This is a genomic window from Lipingzhangella rawalii (assembly GCF_031628175.1).
Taxonomy (GTDB): Bacteria; Actinomycetota; Actinomycetes; order Streptosporangiales; family Streptosporangiaceae; genus Lipingzhangella_A; species Lipingzhangella_A rawalii.
Genome location: NZ_JAVLVT010000017.1, coordinates 1 through 16,783, shown reverse-complemented (window position 1 = coordinate 16,783; position 16,783 = coordinate 1). Strand labels below are relative to the sequence as shown.

General features: G+C 69.0%; 14 protein-coding genes and 1 tRNA gene. 7 read left to right on the top strand and 8 right to left on the bottom strand.

Annotation, left to right across the window (positions count from 1 at the left end):
• Positions 1-265 precede the first annotated feature (265 nt).
• Positions 266-766, top strand: coding sequence for a hypothetical protein (locus tag RIF23_RS20165; protein WP_310914208.1), 501 nt, complete (start codon positions 266-268; stop codon positions 764-766).
• A gap of 351 nt (positions 767-1,117) precedes the next feature.
• Here the strand turns inward: RIF23_RS20165 and RIF23_RS20160 are convergent, their stop codons facing one another.
• A complete protein-coding gene (locus RIF23_RS20160) occupies positions 1,118-2,422 on the bottom strand; it encodes an MFS transporter (RefSeq protein WP_310914207.1) in 1,305 nt (434 codons plus the stop codon).
• Between the two features lie 70 nt (positions 2,423-2,492).
• Here RIF23_RS20160 and RIF23_RS20155 point away from each other — a divergent pair, with 70 nt between their 5' ends.
• Positions 2,493-3,416 (top strand): LysR family transcriptional regulator, encoded by a 924-nt coding sequence (locus tag RIF23_RS20155; protein WP_310914206.1) that lies wholly within the window; start codon positions 2,493-2,495, stop codon positions 3,414-3,416.
• A 25-nt stretch (positions 3,417-3,441) separates the two neighbouring features.
• On the opposite strand, the gene RIF23_RS20150 is transcribed toward RIF23_RS20155, so the two are convergent.
• The gene (locus RIF23_RS20150; RefSeq protein ID WP_310914205.1) at positions 3,442-5,238 is read right to left on the bottom strand and encodes a UvrD-helicase domain-containing protein; all 1,797 of its coding nucleotides are present in this window, start codon (positions 5,236-5,238) and stop codon (positions 3,442-3,444) included.
• Positions 5,239-5,712: 474 nt separating this feature from the next.
• Between RIF23_RS20150 and RIF23_RS20145 the strand changes: the two genes are divergently transcribed.
• Positions 5,713-6,354, top strand: coding sequence for a DUF1707 SHOCT-like domain-containing protein (locus RIF23_RS20145; RefSeq protein ID WP_310914204.1), 642 nt, complete (start codon positions 5,713-5,715; stop codon positions 6,352-6,354).
• Between the two features lie 218 nt (positions 6,355-6,572).
• On the opposite strand, the gene RIF23_RS20140 is transcribed toward RIF23_RS20145, so the two are convergent.
• The 5 genes from RIF23_RS20140 to RIF23_RS20120 form a co-directional block, all read right to left on the bottom strand.
• Positions 6,573-7,784, bottom strand: a complete 1,212-nt coding sequence (locus RIF23_RS20140) for an NAD(P)/FAD-dependent oxidoreductase (RefSeq protein ID WP_310914203.1) — start codon at positions 7,782-7,784, stop codon at positions 6,573-6,575.
• 31 nt (positions 7,785-7,815) lie between these two features.
• On the bottom strand, positions 7,816-9,057 hold the full coding sequence (locus RIF23_RS20135; RefSeq protein WP_310914202.1) for a hypothetical protein: 1,242 nt from the start codon (positions 9,055-9,057) through the stop codon (positions 7,816-7,818).
• A gap of 87 nt (positions 9,058-9,144) precedes the next feature.
• Complete coding sequence (locus RIF23_RS20130; RefSeq protein WP_310914201.1) at positions 9,145-9,741, bottom strand: SanA/YdcF family protein; 597 nt, start codon at positions 9,739-9,741, stop codon at positions 9,145-9,147.
• A gap of 21 nt (positions 9,742-9,762) precedes the next feature.
• Positions 9,763-10,683 (bottom strand): N-acetylmuramic acid 6-phosphate etherase, encoded by a 921-nt coding sequence (gene murQ, locus RIF23_RS20125; RefSeq protein ID WP_310914200.1) that lies wholly within the window; start codon positions 10,681-10,683, stop codon positions 9,763-9,765.
• 28 nt (positions 10,684-10,711) lie between these two features.
• The gene (locus tag RIF23_RS20120) at positions 10,712-11,632 is read right to left on the bottom strand and encodes a MurR/RpiR family transcriptional regulator (RefSeq protein ID WP_310914199.1); all 921 of its coding nucleotides are present in this window, start codon (positions 11,630-11,632) and stop codon (positions 10,712-10,714) included.
• A gap of 129 nt (positions 11,633-11,761) precedes the next feature.
• Here RIF23_RS20120 and RIF23_RS20115 point away from each other — a divergent pair, with 129 nt between their 5' ends.
• From RIF23_RS20115 to RIF23_RS20100, 4 genes are all read left to right on the top strand, one after another.
• On the top strand, positions 11,762-12,733 hold the full coding sequence (locus RIF23_RS20115) for an N-acetylglucosamine kinase (protein ID WP_310914198.1): 972 nt from the start codon (positions 11,762-11,764) through the stop codon (positions 12,731-12,733).
• Between the two features lie 42 nt (positions 12,734-12,775).
• Positions 12,776-12,961 carry a hypothetical protein gene (locus RIF23_RS20110; protein WP_310914197.1) on the top strand — a complete coding sequence of 62 codons (186 nt, stop codon included), beginning with the start codon at positions 12,776-12,778 and terminating at the stop codon, positions 12,959-12,961.
• A gap of 126 nt (positions 12,962-13,087) precedes the next feature.
• A tRNA-Lys gene (locus RIF23_RS20105) sits at positions 13,088-13,160 on the top strand.
• Between the two features lie 994 nt (positions 13,161-14,154).
• Complete coding sequence (locus RIF23_RS20100) at positions 14,155-14,841, top strand: helix-turn-helix domain-containing protein (RefSeq protein ID WP_310914196.1); 687 nt, start codon at positions 14,155-14,157, stop codon at positions 14,839-14,841.
• A gap of 893 nt (positions 14,842-15,734) precedes the next feature.
• Here the strand turns inward: RIF23_RS20100 and RIF23_RS20095 are convergent.
• A complete protein-coding gene (locus tag RIF23_RS20095; RefSeq protein ID WP_310914195.1) occupies positions 15,735-16,562 on the bottom strand; it encodes a formate/nitrite transporter family protein in 828 nt (275 codons plus the stop codon).
• Between the last annotated feature and the right edge of the window lie 221 nt (positions 16,563-16,783).

Here is a 16,783-nt window from a genome sequence, read left to right as displayed (position 1 = left end):
ACGGGACACCTCCCACCGCCCGAGGAGAGCGCACGTACCAGCACAGCGGCCAGCGGGATCGGGGCGGGGTGGACGTCGCCAGGCCAGGTCCAGCCTCGCTTCCAACTCCAAGAAGCAGGCACCAGCCCGGATCAGTCCGCAGCGCGCCCAGGCGCTGTCGTGGCCGGAGTCGGCCAGACGTCACGGGAGAGTTCACACTGCCAGGTGGGAAGAAATCCCGCCATCGTAGTCCCCCAAGTCCCCCACAACGATGGCGGTACCTGCGATGAACAATGTCACCACGGAGACACCCATCCTGGACTACCTGCGTGCTGTCGACCGCGAGCACGCAGACGCTTTCGAGTTCCCCATCAACTTCGACTGGCACGAGGCCGAGGAGCGGATCGACGAGCTGACCGAGCGCCTGGGCGCGGTGCACCCGTACCCGGCCGCGGTTGCGTGGGTGCAGGACGCGACCTACCACGCCGCGGTGACGCTTCCCACGGAGAGCGGCACCCGTCTGATGATTCGAGCCAGCAACTTCGCGGCACTGGCGGCGGTCGAACCGGCCGATACGCGGGAGTATCCGACCCTGGACGAGGCCGTCGCCGGGGGAGCGGTCACCGAGGAGGAACGCCGGCGGGTGCTGGACGCCGTGGCCCACGCGGAGTACGTGCATGTGCCCGAACACGTCCTCGACCATCCCTACGACGGCGTGTATACGTTGCGGGAGATCCATCCGGGGAAGCCCCCCACCTGGCGTATCCGGTTCTTCGGTCAGCTGTAGGTGTTCCGCCCACGGAGCTCCTGCTGCGGGGCGGCGCGGTCCGGTGTGCGAGCCCAGATTGTTGCTCTGGGGCCGGCCCGGTAACGAGATCGGACACCCGCCGGTCGTGGGTGGCCCGGGCATCGACCTCGGGCAGCTTCCGGATCCGTCGCCCCGTCGTCGAGGGAATACCGTCGCTGCCGTCCGCCTGTTCGGGCGACAGTGGTGCGGACGTCACCAACCGCACCTGGGCCTCCAGTCCGCACAGCGTGACCGCACAGGCCCCGGGGCGGCGTTGCCCGCGTCGACGTGATTCGTCCAGCCCGCATTGTTCCCGTGGTTTGCACAGCCGAACGGTCGGGTGTGACTTCGCTACTCTGCTGCGGTCCGGGTGTCTGGCCTGGGTGCGGAGGTCACGGTGTGGTCGCGCGTCCGCTCATGACCAGGACCGGCGGGGGTGCCGTGGGGCGGATCACGTAGGGCCAGCGTGGCGCTGGCCGCCAGGAGACACAGCGCGATGACGTAGCCCGCGGTGCCCGACCAGCCCAGTGCTGCGTAGACCAGTCCGCCCAGCCAGCCGAACAGACTGGATCCCAGGTAGTAGGCGAGGGTGTAGCAGGCGGAGGCCTGGGCGCGGGCGGTGCGGGCTCGCTGGCCCACCCACCCGGCGGCGACGGTGTGCGCGGCGAAGAAGGCCACGGTGAATATCACCAGCGCGGCGAGTACGACCGGCAGGGTGGGAGCAAGCAGGCCAGCCATCCCCGTGACCATCAGCGCAGTGGCCCCGAGCAGGAGGCGGTGCCGGCCCAGACGTTCGGTGATCCGTCCGGTCACGGACGAGCTGAGCGACCCGGCCAGATAGGCCAGAAACACCAGGGAGACCAGTGCCGGGGACAGGGCGAACGGTGCATCCAGCAGGTGGAAGGCCAGGAAGTTGTAGACGGTGACGAAGGCCCCCATCAGGAGGAGAGCCTGGGCGTACAACGCCAGGAGACCACGATCGGCCAGGCTGGTGCGGATGCGTCGCCGTAACCCCGCGTCTGCACCGTGGCTTGCAACGAACCCGCGTGGGCGCGGTAGCGCCACCAGAAACACCGCCACCGCGAGAACCGCCAACAGGGAGTCGGCGGCCAGCGCCCATCGCCAACCGGCAAGGTCGGCGACCAGTCCCGCCACGAGCCGACCACTCATTCCGCCCAGTGTGTTTCCGGCCACGTAGGCGCCGGTGGCGCGGGTGAGGTGCCCGGCGTAGATTTCGTCGGCGAGGTAGGCCACCGCCACCGCGGGCATACCACCCAGGACCGCGCCCTGCACGGTGCGCAGGATCAGCAGCAGCCACAGGTGATCCACGAGCGGAGCGAGTAGTCCGAGTGTGGTGGAGGCGATCAGGGCCAGCCCCATGACCCGGGCACGTCCGAACCGGTCGGCGACACCACTCCACAGCAGTACGAAACCGGCCAGTGCGCCGGTGGCCAGCGACACCGTCAATGCCACCCGCGCCGGCGAGGCCTCGAAGCGCACGGCGAGATCCGGCAGGATCGCCTGGACCGAGTACAGCTGGGAAAAAGTCGCGATTCCCGCCGCCGTCATCGCGGTCAGTACCCGGACGTAGGCCCGGGTCCCGGCGTGGTGCCCGGGCCAGGGGGAATCCGGCTGACGTAACGCTGCTTCCGTCACCGTGTCCACGCTAGAAACGGGGAATCAATGCGTCCAATGTTTGTGTATACAGTCACTGATACTGATTCGTATGAATGACGATGCGCGTGATCGAGTGCTACGGGCGCTTGCTCCCCAGCTGCGGATTCTCAGTGTGGTTGCCGAGCACGAGCATGTGTCCCAGGCCGCCGAGCGTCTGGGTATCCCCCAGCCGACGGTGAGTCGAAGTCTCGCCCGGCTCCAACGGGATCTGGGCATTCCCGTGCTGGAACGCACCGGCCGCGGGGTGCGCCTGACCCGAGCGGGACGAGCCCTGCTGCCCTGGGTGCGGCGTGCGGTCGCGGAGCTTCAGGATGGCGTCTCCCAGCTGGTGGGGCCCGCGTCCGGGCGGATCACCCTGGCCTTCCTGCCCACCCTCGGCGCCGAGGCCGTCCCGGCTCTGATTGGCAGCTTCCGCAGCGAGTATCCCGAGGTCCAGTTCGCCCTACACCAGTTGACCTGGGCCGAGGCGGTACGCCAGCTGCGCACGGGGGACGTGGATCTGGTCCTCACCTCGCCACCGCCGGCAGAACCGGGCCTGACCACGCATGTACTGCACACCCAGCCGCTGCGCCTGGTGGTTCCCTACCGACATCGGCTTGCCGCGCGCTCGCACGTTCGACTCGCCGACATCGGTACCGACAGTCTGATCGCACTCAAGCCCGGCCGGGGGGTGCGGCACCTCACCGACGATCTGTATCGGCGCAGTGGACTTGTTCCCCGGATCGCCTTCGAGGGGGACGACATTCCCACGGCGCGCGGCCTGGTTGCGGCGGGACTCGGAGTGGCCGTGCTGCCCCCGCAACCGGGCGGTGCACACACCGGAACGGTGGAGATCGGTCTCGACGAGCCCGGTGCTGTGCGGCGGGTCGGGGTGGCCTGGCGCAGTGAGGAGTACGAGCCGCCGTCCCTGGCGACCTTCCGCGCCTTCGTTCTCACCGAGGGCCCGCGACTGGTGGCAACGGGGCTGCGGTGAGGACCACCGGCCCGGGGTGCGCTCACTAGCCGAGCCGTGGCAGGAGGGCACTGGGCCGGTTCACGTAGGAGACGTACAGCGCGTCCCGTGCCCGGGTGCAGGCCGTGTAGAGCAGTGCCCGTTCCCGGGCGAGTTCCTGTTCGAGGCCGGCGGTGTCACCTTCCGCGGTGTCGAGAGCCGCGCGTGGGGGCAGCAGGGGATCGCTGAGCCCAGCGAGACCCACACACCGGAACTCCAGTCCGTTGAGCTGGTGCAGGGTGGCGGCGCGCACTCCCGCGACATGCGGGCCGGCGCCGGCGGGTGCGGTGGCGATGCCACAGGCCTGGAGCTCCTTGGTGAGACTGCGAACGATCCACCGGTTCCGCCCCGCGACGGCGATATCGGCGCCCTCCAGGCCGCCCTCCAGCCAGCTTTTGACCCGGCTAACCATAGCGGCATACTCCGCTGCACGGCTCGTCGCCGCGTACACCCGTGGCTGTGGGCCGCGCAGGACCGAGTGGGGGTGCGGCAGGGTGCTCGGGGCACCGGTCGCGGTGCGACCGCGCCCCAGGATGTCGTCGGCCCAACCCAGGATCTCGCGGGTACTGCGGTAGCTGTTCCGCAGCCGCTGGGCACGCCCCTGCACCTCGACGCCGACGGCGCGGAGCGAAACCCCCCAGTCCACCGTGGCCAATCGCGGGTCGCCCACCAGGAACAGGTCGTTGTGGCCCCGGGGCGCGGCGGCACGCAGCATGCGCAGGTGCGCCGGGTGCAGCTGTTGGGTCTCGTCCACCAGGATGTGGCGGTACATCGGCCCGACGCTGCCCAGGATCCGCGCTGCCTCGGCGGCCAGCTGCGCGCGGCTCAGCCGGCGCTGGGTCCGCATCTGTACGGTGTAGCGGTCGATCGCCTCCCACACCTGCGGGCGGTACTCGGGGGCCAGATGGGTCAACCGGCCGCGGCGTTCGGCGCGCACATAGTCACTCACCTCGGTGAGCTGATGGGCCAGAATCACCTGTTCCCACTCGTCCACCAGGAACCGCCCGGAGTAGGGCAGCCCGTCAGCCGCCGCGTGGTCGCGCCACCGCTGGCGTACGGAATCCCGGTCGAGCACCTCGGGGACCGCGCCCGAGTTCCCGTGCACCACGGACCGGGCCAGGCTGTCGACCGTGCTCACCTCGATCCGCTGCCTGACCTCGGGGTCATCCACGAGGTCGTCCAGCCAACGGCTCAGCATCTGGGCCAGAAGTTCGCCGCGGGTGGTGACCAGGATGGGGCGGTGACCGAGTGCGGATCGTCGGGCCTCGTCCTGGCGGGCCAGGTGGGCGGCGCGGTGGAGCAGCACCACGGTCTTTCCGGTTCCCGGGCCGCCGCTGAGTCGTGCCGGTCCGGCCCGGGACGCGGCGATGAGTCGCTGTTGCTCGGGATGAACCGTGACCCGCCAGGTGGCCAGGTCGGCGGTGAGGGCGGCGGCGATCTCCGCGGGGGCCAGTACGGGGGGAGCCCCCACGTCGACGGGAGCGTCCTGGGGGGTGTCCCCGGCGAGTTCCAGGGCGGGGCGGTCGAGCCCATAGCAACTTCGGGCGAAGGACACCGCCTCGTCGTGGGGGCGCACGGTCAGCAAGCAGTAGGCCTCATCGGTGGTCGGGATCACGACGCCGGACCACTCCGGGCCGATGCGCAGGATCCGGACCCGGTCATCGAGTGCACCTGCGGGCGGACCCAGGGGTGGATGCTCGCCGCGCATGAGGGCGTTCAGTACGGAGAGGGTCGCGGACTGGACCGAACGGTCGAGATGGCGGAATTCGTCGAGAAAGGTCGGGGCGATCGCTAGCTGCGGCACTGGGGCATCCCTCCGGTCATGGAACCCGGTCGTGGGGATCCGCGAGGGGAAGAAGGCTGGGGATAGCCATCGCGTCCACACTGGATGCCTACACATGGCCACATTTCGGCAAACCGGCTGCCGCCGGCGAGTTCTCGGCGGTGTGCGTTCCGGATGGCCCCTGCGTCTGCGCAGGTCAAGACGGGGTCTCGTGGCGTGCGTGCAGATTCGAGTGCGGGGGGAGCTCCGGGCGCCCCACCAGCACCATCAGGTGGGACCAAATGGCGATGTTATATACAACCGAAATCCAGGATCCCGGGGAGTGAAGCGATGGGAACGACGTCCGAATATTTGTCCGTATCCGGCTGGCGCCGGGACGTCGCCCGCGGTGCCGGGAGTGGGGCACATTCCCGCCGCACCGGATCCGGGAATCCGGGGAGCGATCGTAGGATGGGACGGCAGGCGACACACTCCAGTGGGAAGCGTGGGGTTCCGGTGACAACGCACGGATCTTCAGACCCGGGGTCGATGCGCGCCTCGGATACCGATCGCGAACGGGTTGCCGAGGTGGTTCGCCAGGCAGCCGCTGATGGCCGGATCACTCTCGACGAGCTTCAGGAGCGGCTGGAGGCGGCCTACACCGCACGGACCTACGCCGAACTGGAGCCGATAACCGTCGACCTGCCGAGCGCGGAGAGCGACACCGCACCCGCGGTGGGGTCCCCCGCCTCCGATGTGGCCACATCCGGCGAGCCGGCCCTCACCATTTCCGAGCGGCTGGGCACCGTACGCCGCGAGGGGAAGTGGCAGGTTCCCGGAACGATCTCGGTGTCCAATCCACTGGGGACTACCCACCTCGACTTCCGCGAGGCCACGTTTCGGAGCCGGGTGGTCGACGTGCAGCTGGACGCGACTGCTGGCTCTGCGGTGCTCATCCTGCCGCTGGGCGCCACGGCCACAGTCGACGTCACCACGTCCTGGGGCGGGGTGGTCCGGCACAAGGTGGCCGAGGTGCCCGATCCGGGGGGTACCGGCCCGCACCTGCGGATCACCGGCAAGGCGAGTGCCGGAACCGTGGTCGTCCGGCACAAGAAGAGCTGGATGGGCTGGTTGTTCGGGGACGACGAGGGCTGGTGACAGCTCACCCCGGACGCCCCAGATCCGGAGGTTCGATTCGACGGCGGCGGGGTGTCTGCGGCTGATTGCGGTGCGGAGTGTCGGTGGGATCGGCCCTGCCTGCCGGCACCGGATGTCGGGTTGGGGCGGGCGGCTCCGGAACCTCGGGTGTCCCCCATAGCCCAAGGGGCGCGGAGGCGAGGCAAGCCGCTCCCGGCGCGACAATATTCCCCACCTGGCTAGACCGCGACCGCCTCGCTTCGGAGCTGTGTGCCGGTGCCGGTGAAGCGGTCGATACTCATCGGGCCCACGTCCACGAGGGGCTCGACCCCTAGGTACAGGTCACGGACTATCGTGCCCACAGCCGGCCCCATCTGGAATCCGTGTCCGGAGAAGCCGGTGGCGTACAACAGCCGGGAGGGGCGGGTGAACTCCCCAACGATCTGGTTGTGGTCCGGAGTGACCTCGTACAGCCCCGCCCAGCCGCGCTCATCCAGGCCCACATCCAGCAACTCGGGCGTGCGCACGGCCATACGCTCCACCATGCGGGAGAGCCAGGGCTCCAACTGGTACCGGGCGTCGTAGCCGGGCTCCTGGTGGGGGTCGGAGTAGCCCAGGAGCAGACGGTTCCCCTCGTAGCGGTAGTAGAAGTTGTGCGGGATCTCCACGGTCAGCGGGACGGAGGGCCGGGGCAGGCGTAGTGGTTCGGTGAACACCACCTGGCGACGTACCGGTGTGACCGGAAGATCCACTCCGGCCAGCGCCCCCACCTGCGCGGACCAGGCACCTGCGGCGATGACGACCGTGCCGGTGGCCACCGGCCCGTGGCTGGTGTGGACGGCGGTGATGTCCCCGGTGCCATCCCCTGCGCGTTCGATCGCGGTGACCGTCACACCGGTGCGCACCTGGGCGCCGTGGGCGCGGGCCGAGCGGGCGTATCCCTGAACCACCGCCTCGGGAGCGGCGATCGCGTCCCGGGGTGTCCACACGGCGGCGCGCAGCCCGGTCGGGTCGAGATGGGGGGAGAGCCGCTGCGCTTCCCGGGGTGTGATCATACGACTGTCTACACCGTGGGCGCGCTGTAGCTCCACACACCGCTCGAACTCCGAGAGATCGGCCTCCTCGGTCACCAGGTACAGGTAGCCGATCTCGGTCAGGTCGATGTCCTGGCCGTGCACTGTCGCGAACGAAGCATAGGCCTGCCTGTTGTGCCGGCCGAGACGGATATTGGTCTCGTTGCCGAAGGAGGTGCGGATTCCGCCGATGGCTCGGCAGGTGGACCCGCAGCCCAGGGTCCCGCGTTCCAGGAGCATCACCCGGGGTACGCCCGCGGCGGCCAGGTAGTAGGCGATACTGGTTCCGATCACCCCGCCCCCGATGATCACGACGTCGGCGATCTCGGTCCGCGCGGCCGTTGACGCGCCAGCGTTCTGGCTCGGTATCGCTGCCACCACAACCTCCGGAGTGCAGGGGACTGTGAGTCTAGCCACTCTCCCCCAGGTCGTAGTAGGGGTGCCCTGGCTTTTCCCCGTATGGCTGGAACCATCCGTGCACCACGCGTTCCTCGGCTTCGCCCGCCGATCCGGGGGCGTCGGCACCGGTCTCCGTGCCATCCAGCCCCCGCCAGAACAGGGCTTCGTGCGAGCGGTCCACGAACGCGGCGGCGGAGAATCCGGCCAACATCGACCGGGTGACCGGGGCAGGAACACCGGCCTGGCCGATCAGCAGTGTGGTGGCGTTCTCGACCAGCAGGTGGAGCGCGAGGGCCTCCGCGGTGCACCGTGGAGTCTGCCAGGCCGGGTCGGTCAGCCGGGTGAACACCGTCACGGACGCCACCAGGAAACGTTTGGCGAAGGTGGAACCGTAGAGGTGTCGGTATCGCACCGGCAGGTCGTGGAGCACGAACATGACCTCGTGATCTGCGGCGGTCAGTTCGACATCCACCGGCTCGTCGAAGGTGTCCGGCTCCTCCAGGGAGCTGAGGTCGGCGAACAGCTCCTCGGTGAGGATGCCCGCGCAGTGGATGAGCGCCCCCGCTGCGAGTCGAATGTCCTCGGATGTGACCACCGTTCGGTTGCCATCCTCGGCGGCCTCCGGGTAGTCCGCGGCCTCCTCGCTGCGGTCGGTGTCCTCGGTGGCAGCGGCCTGTGGATCGTGGCGGTGTTCCGCGGGCTCCGCTGCGGAGTTGGTTGGGTCCTCGACGTGGGCCTCCGCCGTCCCGGGGCGGAACACGTCTGCGGAGAACGCGGTGAGCTCTGCTGCGCGTGCCAACAGGCGGCGGCGCTGCTCGGTACGCACCTCGGTGGGCACCGGCTCCTCGGAACCGGCCGCGAGCTGACCGGCGTACGCGTCCACCCGTCCCGAGGTTTCCTCCCCGGAAACCGCCTCGGCCAGTTCGGCATCGGTGACCGTCACGGCGCACTTGCCGACCCGCCATCCCGACATGTGTTCCGTCCGCTCCAGGATCTCCTGGAGCAGCGCGGCGGCTCCGTTCTCCGCGAATTCCAGTGCGGGGGCGTCCACCAGCAGGCGTACGACAGCGCGTTCGGAACGGGTGTCCACCTCGTGGTCGTAGGGGGTGATCTCGACGCCGTCCGGACCCTCGACCGTGGCGACCCGGTCCAGCCACTCCCCGAGCAGGGCGGCCACGCCGTAGCGTTGCAGCTCGTCGAGGTGCGGTGTCCCCTCCGGGGGCACCAGTTCGGCAGTCAGCCGGTATTCCACTACACACTCCCGTTGAATCGGCTGGTAAGAGGCATTAGAGCATGCCTGTTCGGGGCTCGTGCCACACTTTGCCCGCCCGGCGTCCTCTCAGCCGCGACGCAGAGCCACGTCCAGCGCCGCACGAGCCGTCGCGGCCACCTCACGTGCGTATCCGTAGTACGTGGCGCGGCGTCGCACGCTGAGACTGGCTACCCCCACGCCGACGGCGTCGATACCCGCCACGCGGGCCAGGGCCAGGGTCCGCGGCAGATGGAACGCCTGGGTCACGAACACGGCCGAGCGCACCGGTGGGCCGGGGGAGGAGGACACGGCGTGTCGGCAGGTGTCCCAGGTGCGAAACCCATGGGGGTCGGCACGGATCGCCCGTGTGGGGAGGGCGTGCACCTGGTGGAGGTAGCGGGCCATGGCGTCGGTTTCGTGGTTAGCGGCGGCACGGTTGTCGCCGGACACGAGCAGGCTCGAGACCACTGCGTTGTGGTAGAGCTCGGCGGCCGCGTCGAGTCGCTGGCGCAACAGCGGCGAGGGGTATCCGCTCGGCGGAACCAGGGCTCCCAACACGACGGCGACCTCCCGTGGCGGGCAGTCGACCGTGGTGAATCGGCGTCCGCGGCTGGCGAGGTAGGCCCAGCCGGTGGGGAGGAGTAGGAGAAGGGGAGGCAGAACGAACGCGATTCCCAGGCCCATACCCCCGCTCCCCTCGCTGCCTCAGGTGCCGCCGAGTTCCCGAAGCGCACCCCGAACCGAGCCGCCTGCTGCACGGACCGCGGTGGCGGCGTCCGTCGCGTCCACCCCGGCCAGCAGGATCACCAGCGCGGTGCGCGTCTCGCCGTTGGCGGCGGCCAGCGCCGAGGCACAGTCCTCGGCGCTCTGTCCGCTGGCGTCGGCGAGAATGGTCACCATCCGTCCCCGAAGCTTAGCGTTGTTGGCGCTCATCCCGACCATCAGATTCGAATAGGTGTGGCCGAGCCGAATCATGACTGCGGTGGACAATGCGTTGAGCGCCAGCTTCTGGGCCGTTCCGGCCTTCATCCGGGTGGATCCGGCGATCACCTCGGCTCCGGTGTCCATTCCGACGTGGATGTCGGCCTTGTCGGCGAGGTCGGCATGGGGGTTGGCGCTGATCAGAACGGTGGTGGCCCCGGCCTGCCGGGCGACGCGCAGCGCCCCGGCCACGTAGGGCGTCCGTCCGCTGGCACTCAGCCCGATCGCGACGTCTCCCGATGCGAGGTCCGCCGCGTCCACGGCTCCCTGCTGGTCGTCGTCCTCGATGCCTTCCACCGCAGTGACCAGCGCGTCCTGCCCGCCGGCGTGGTGCGCCACCACACGGTGTGGCTCCACCCCGTAGGTCGGCGGCAGCTCGGCGGCATCCATCATGGCCAGCCGACCGGAGGTACCGGCACCGAAGTAGTGCACCCGACCCCCGGCACCGAGGCGGTGGACCGTGTGGTCCACCGCCTCGGCCAGCTGCGGGAGTACGGCGGCCACCGCTGGAGCTACCCGGTGGTCCTCACTGTTGATCAGGCGCAGTATGTCCAGGGTCGGAAGCGTGTCGATATCGTGGGTGTCGGTGTTGCGCTCTTCGGTGGGCGAACGCACGATCGCCACCTGGTCCGCCTGGGAACTCATCGCCAACGCGTTCCTTTCCACGGGGCGGTTACCGGTCCACCCGCAGGTCGCGGACCGCTTCGTAGGTGGACTCCAGTGCCGAGCGGGTCTCCGTGTAGCGAAGCTGGGCCAGACCGACGAACACGCAGTCGATCACGGTGAGCTGGGCCAGACGGCTCGCGGTCGCACCAGACCGGAAGGTGGTCTCCCGCGCTGCCGTGGTCAGGACCAGGTCGGTGGTGGTGGCCAGAGACGAGCGGGGGAAGTTGGTGAGCGCCACCGTATGTGCCCCCTGGTCGCGGGCTTGGCGAATCGCCTCGATCACGTCGACGGTGGCTCCGGTGTGGGAGATGCCCACGGCGACATCGGCCGGGCCGAGTACCGCCGCACTGGTGCGCATCACATGGGCGTCGGACCAGGCATAGGAAGCCAGTCCGATTCGGTGTAGCTTCTGCTGGAAGTCAGCGGCGACGAACGCGCTGGCGCCCACACCGTAAATGTCGATTCGGCGGGCGCTCGCCAGTGCATCGATCACCTGCTGGAGTGCGGCGACATCCAGCTGCGCCCCGGTTTCCTCGACGGCTCGGGCGTCGGTGTAGGCGATCTTCTCCACAACGGTGACCAGCGTGTCGTCCGGATCGATGTCGCCGGCAACCTCACGGGGGCTCTCGCGGGCCCGTTCCTGTCCGGCCTCGGTGGCCAGGGTCAGGCGCAGCTCCCGATAGCCGGAGAAGCCGATCGTGCGGCAGAACCGGATGACGGTCGCCTCCGAGGTGTCGCAGTCGCGGGACAGCTGGGTGATGGAGCAGGAGGCGGCGCGCTCCGGATCGTCGATGATGTGGTGCGCCACCCGCTGTTCGGCGGGGGCCAGCGATGGCAGGAGCGCGCGGATGCGAACCGCGGTGTTGGGCGCGGAACGTTCGTCATCGGCCGAGGAACCGTGGTCCGTGCCCTTCCTCGATGTCGACATGTTGGAAACTTACATTCATGACTGGGTCAGAGGTCAATAGCTTTAGTCGAAATTGGGTGTCTCGGCCGCAACATACCGGACATTTCTCGCTACTCGCCGCGCTGCGGCGGGTGACCTACGGTGACACACATGACAGCTGAACTCGTGGTCGGGATCGACGCTGGGGGGACCAGCACCCGCTGCGTCGTGGTCACGACGGCAGGGGAGATCCGGGGGCGGGGCATGGCCGGTGGGGCCAACCCGCATTCCAGCCGCGATCCGGTGGGGGCGGTGCGGGCGGCTCTCAGCGAGGCGCTCGGGGCGAATCCGTGCGGTCCGATCGTGTCCGGAGTCGTCGGTATTGCGGGTGCCGCGAGCCGGCCCGAGGAGACCGCGGCCGTCGCGCACCAGGCGTGGTCCCAGGTTGGACTCACGGGGACGCCGTTCGTCACCGATGACATCGTGGTGGCCTACGCCGCCGGCACCGTCGCGAGCGCGGGATGTGTGCTCGTTGCAGGGACCGGAGCCGTGGCCGCCCGGATCCATGACTTCACGGTGCGGCGCCGCGCCGACGGGCATGGTTGGCTGGTCGGGGATGAAGGGTCCGCGGTCTGGTTGGGCCTGGCCGGAGTCCGCGCCGTGCTGGCCGCCTGGGACGGGCGGGGGCCGGAGACCGTGCTCACCGAGACGATTCCGGCCGAGTTGGCCGTGGCTCCGGGGGACGCTCCGTCGATGCTGGCCGCGGTCCATGGTTCGGCTCCCGCCCGGCTGGGGCGGCTCGCGCCGATGGTTACCGCCGCCGCGGCAGGGGCCGACTCCGTGGCCCAGGGAATCGTGGACACGGCCGCACAGTGCCTGGTGCGCACCCTGGGTGCGGTCCGGCCCGAGGGCCGGGACGACGGCCCGATCGTGCTCGCGGGGTCCGTGCTGACTACGGATCCGGTGGGTGCGCTGGTGCGTCGCGGGCTCGCCCAAGCGCAGGGCAGTCACGGGGCGGTGGTTGCGGCAGGGCCGGGCGAGTTCGGCGCGGCCGGCCTGGCGTTGCGCCGTGTCGCCGCGAGCGCGGGACACGCTCGGCTGGTGGAGACATCCGGGGGAACCGGCGCGGCAAAAACTTGGTGAGGCTGTGGGTGAACGCCCCGGCGAGTCGCTAGTGTCGGGCACATGGCCACAAACGAGGAAGAACACCAGGACCCCGCTGGGTCAACGGGACGGTTCCAGCGGTTCGTCGAAGAGAACGATCCTGCCGACGCTGCCGAGCCGCGGCGTTCGGTGATGCCCTACGTGCTTGCCGGGGTGGGCGTGATCGCCGTGCTCGCGATCATCGTCGTACTGCTGGTGGTGCTGTAGACGCCCCCGGAGCGTACGGAGCGTGGCCGGGGCCACGATCGGATCCGTTCGCGCCCAGGGCAGGACACTGCTAAAGTATTACCCGTTGCAGCGGGCGGTGTCCGGCACCAACAGCCCCCGCAACACGCGGCATTAGCTCAATTGGCAGAGCAACGGACTCTTAATCCGTGGGCTTGGGGTTCGAGTCCCTGATGCCGCACATTTCACGCCGGACCGTGGTGGTGATCCATCATGGTCCGGCGTTTTTCTGTAGTTCCTCGTCGTTGGGGCGCTCGCCGGGACGGTTCGGTCGGTGGCAGTCCGCACGTCTGGCTTCTGCGCATCGGTTCGCTGGGACGTGACGAGCGCTAGACATACCCAACGTGGGATGAAACCGAACCGGAGTCGCTCCCCGAGCAGCGTGGTCCCGCGGACTTCCCGCGCGACGTGCCCCTTGCCCGACACTCGCGGGGATCGGTCCGGGCGTGGCGGGGAACGCGGGGTATCGTGCGGAGACGTCGCCATTGGTGTCGGGCTCCCTGATCGACGGTGCGTTTGATCGCAATCGGCCGTGGTGCGGCCGGAGGGCCCCGGGGCTGGAGTGGGTTCCCTGCTGGTGGCAGACGCTATAACGACACCGCGTGTTCTGCTGGAGAGGAAACACCGGTGCGGGAGGCGGCGTCCACGCTGGTCGGGGCTGTGACCGCTCCGGTGGTTGACGCTTCCGGGGCTCTGCACGCGATTGTGCCCGAGATCGATCCAAGCAGGGATCAGGTCGATCCGGATCTCCGCACCTCGAGATGGCCGCTTTCCCGAGGGCCGGCAGCGAGCGCCGCGCAGCGTGGGGGCGGTGATGATCCGCTCGGTCGTCACCACGACGGAACGGAGCGATGTCGCCGAATGTTGTGGGGCCGGGGCGCGGGGCGACGGGACCAGCTGCGCGGAAGCAGCCCCGCGATGCGCAACCACCGGTATGTGCCGTTGCGGCCGGGCCCAAGGCCCATCGCATCAAGGTCCGATGTCACTGGTGCACACCCCGGAATTCGTCGAAGCTGAAGACCAAGGCGCGATGACCACGGTGGGTGGGGCATGGGCCCCTGGCCGATCAAGGGAAGCCACGGAGCAGACCCGGCAGAACCGCGGTGTGTGCGCGGGGATGATTCCCGGATCCCGCGGAACACGCGTTTCGGGGTGTGGCAGTGCGAGGGGGAGCGATGAACAGCGACAACAAGGCCCCGAGCGCGATTGTGGGGTGGGGCGAGGTGAGCCGTCAGGTCGCGCGTCGCCGGGCTGAGTTGGGGTTGTCGGTGGTGGAGCTCGCACAGCGGGCCGGGCTGTCACCCGGATACGTGACACATTTGGAGCAGTACCCGACGGACCTGGGCGCGCACGTGGTCGCTCGTCTGGCACGGGCATTGGAGACCTCCTCCACGGTCCTCTTGGGCGTGGATGCTGAGCTCCTCCCGTGGTACGCGAGATCGGACACCGGGGTGCCCGGGGTGGAGACACTCACCTCGACGCAGTGCATGCACCTGCTCCGTCCTGGAGGCGTTGGCCGGGTCGCCTTCCTGTGTGAGCCGCAGGCCGCACCACTTGTGTTTCCGGTGAACTTCGCGGTGGTTGACGAGGACATCGTTTTCCGTACCGCGCCCCGCGGTATAATTGCCCGCCATGCCGACGGACTGGCGAGCTTCGAGGTTGACCAGATTGATGAAGCGCGGAGTGCGGGCTGGAGCGTGCTGTTGATGGGTCGGATACAGCGAGTGTGGCACGTTCGCGATCTGGAGAAACTGGCCACTGTGTCCATGCGGTCCTGGGCGGGAGAGGAACGACGTGCCTGGATGCGGATCATCCCGGACGAGGTATCCGGGCGCCGGGTTGTGCCTGGTGTTTCACCATAGCGCCGCTTTCTGACCGAAGACCGGGTGCGGACGTGCTCCCACTGGCTGCGCCGGTTTGGACCTCGGATGTTGGTCAGGCCTGGGGCGCTCACCACGGGGGGCCGTCCCTGCATACTGTGGCTTCCGGTTCTCACCGCATCCCTGTGGGGCGACCCTGCGGCTGGCCGCCTCGTTGGATCAGGTGTCGCCGCCTCCCCTGGCTGTGGACATCGTGCGGGCAGCCTGTGCCGACGGGATGCACACGGAGCCACCGGTGTACGTGACAGGGGAGCCCGGGCCAAGGACCCATGGGTGGTCTCTGGGGGAGAGGTCCCGGTCGGCAAGGCGGGGGTGGGCGCCCCCGGGCACGGCCCGGTCGGACATCGAGGCCGTGTCGCGTCGTGCGTGCCCGAGTAGAGTTTTGTCCGTTTTCGTCGGCGTTGGCGGTGTGCCGGCCGGAGCCTTACATCTACATGGGCTCCAGCGGGCTGACGCGTATGAAACGCTCCGCCCGTTGCGAGCCCTGCGGCCCCACAGAAGCGTGGGAGAGTAATCCGAGCGCCGATCCCCGGGGCTCGAGCTACCCCCGGGCAGCTGGTTTCCTCGCGACCGTCTCCGACTGCGATCCTGCGCGATTCTCGGACGGATGACGCGGGGTATCGGAGGCTCCGGCCCCTGAGCCGGGCCGGAGCCGATTCGGGCTGCCACGGTCCGCGAAGGGAAAGCGGTCGCTGCACTGGGCCTGGACACATGGAGTCCCCCAGGCCTGGCGAGGAGGGTCGACACATGTGTCACGTGGTCTGCGCGCCGTGGGCGTTCGGAGCACAGTGCCCGGGGGCGGTACCCGTGGTGTGTTCGGCATCATCCCAGGTTCGGCGGGCCAAGAACCGCCTCTTGCTACGAACTGCCTCGTACTAGGCAAGTGTGTCCCGGCTCGTTCCATGGTGAGCGGTACGCATATAGGTCACGTAGTAGACGAGTGCCACCATCAGGCTGCCGCCGACGATGTTGCCCGCGGTCACCGCGACGGTGCTCGTCAGGGCACCGACCGGAGAGATTTCTGGCATGTCGGCCGCGGCCGTCGAGTCAATCCAGGAGAGCAGTAGGCCGCGGGGTACGAAGTAGAGACTGGCCGCGACATGCTCCAGACCAATGGCCCCCAGCGCGGAGAGCGGCAGGATGCTCCCTACCACCCTGTCGGTCACCGACCGGCCGGCCAGGGACACCCAGATCGCCAGGCACACGAACAGGTTGCCGAGTACTCCCAGCAGGAATGCGTGGACCAACGGCAGGGAGGCGTGTTCCGCGGCCAGGTCAATGGCTCGGGCACGGACCGCCCCGTCTTGGGCGTCGGGTAGCCCCGAGAAGACGAACACGACGGCCAGCCCTACCGCTCCGACGGCGTTCGCCGCCAGGACGAGGGTCCAGTTCCGGAGCAGCTGCCAGCTGGTCAACCTGCGAGAGGCCCATGCCATCGCTAGCAGGTTGTTGCTGGTGAACACCTCGGCGCCCGCCAGGATCGCCAGCATGTAACCGGTGGAGAACACGACACCGCCAGCCAGTAGGTGCCACGTGCTGTCGTCCGTGGTCACGACCGTGAAGTACAGGCCTCCCAATCCGATGAAGCCACCGGCGAGAATCCCTAGCATGAGCGTGCGCAGCCACGGGGAATTCGCTTTGGCCACGCCGAAGGCCTCGACCCGCTCTGCGATCTGCGGGGGTGAATAGGCGTCCAGACTCATGGTCTTACCCCTCCCGTTCTGGTCTTGGGTACCGGCGGGCGACGGAGGGTCGGGGCCAGGCTGTCGTGGTGGGAACGCGAGCATGCCGCCCGGTGCGACGCAGCCACTTGCCGGTCTCCACGCTGGGGCAGGTTGCCCCCGTCACCGCGAATACACGGACCCAGATGGCGACACCCACGGGAACCGAGCGGACCAGGTGGTTTATCCAAGGTTCCTAGTGC

Coding starts and splice junctions, on each gene's coding strand:
- RIF23_RS20095 (WP_310914195.1), bottom strand. CDS start 16,562: ATGAGTCTGGACGCCTATTCACCCCCGCAGATCGCAGAGCGGGTCGAG.
- RIF23_RS20100 (WP_310914196.1), top strand. CDS start 14,155: ATGAACAGCGACAACAAGGCCCCGAGCGCGATTGTGGGGTGGGGCGAG.
- murQ (WP_310914200.1), bottom strand. CDS start 10,683: ATGAGTTCCCAGGCGGACCAGGTGGCGATCGTGCGTTCGCCCACCGAA.
- RIF23_RS20115 (WP_310914198.1), top strand. CDS start 11,762: ATGACAGCTGAACTCGTGGTCGGGATCGACGCTGGGGGGACCAGCACC.
- RIF23_RS20110 (WP_310914197.1), top strand. CDS start 12,776: ATGGCCACAAACGAGGAAGAACACCAGGACCCCGCTGGGTCAACGGGA.
- RIF23_RS20165 (WP_310914208.1), top strand. CDS start 266: ATGAACAATGTCACCACGGAGACACCCATCCTGGACTACCTGCGTGCT.
- RIF23_RS20120 (WP_310914199.1), bottom strand. CDS start 11,632: ATGTCGACATCGAGGAAGGGCACGGACCACGGTTCCTCGGCCGATGAC.
- RIF23_RS20130 (WP_310914201.1), bottom strand. CDS start 9,741: ATGGGCCTGGGAATCGCGTTCGTTCTGCCTCCCCTTCTCCTACTCCTC.
- RIF23_RS20155 (WP_310914206.1), top strand. CDS start 2,493: ATGAATGACGATGCGCGTGATCGAGTGCTACGGGCGCTTGCTCCCCAG.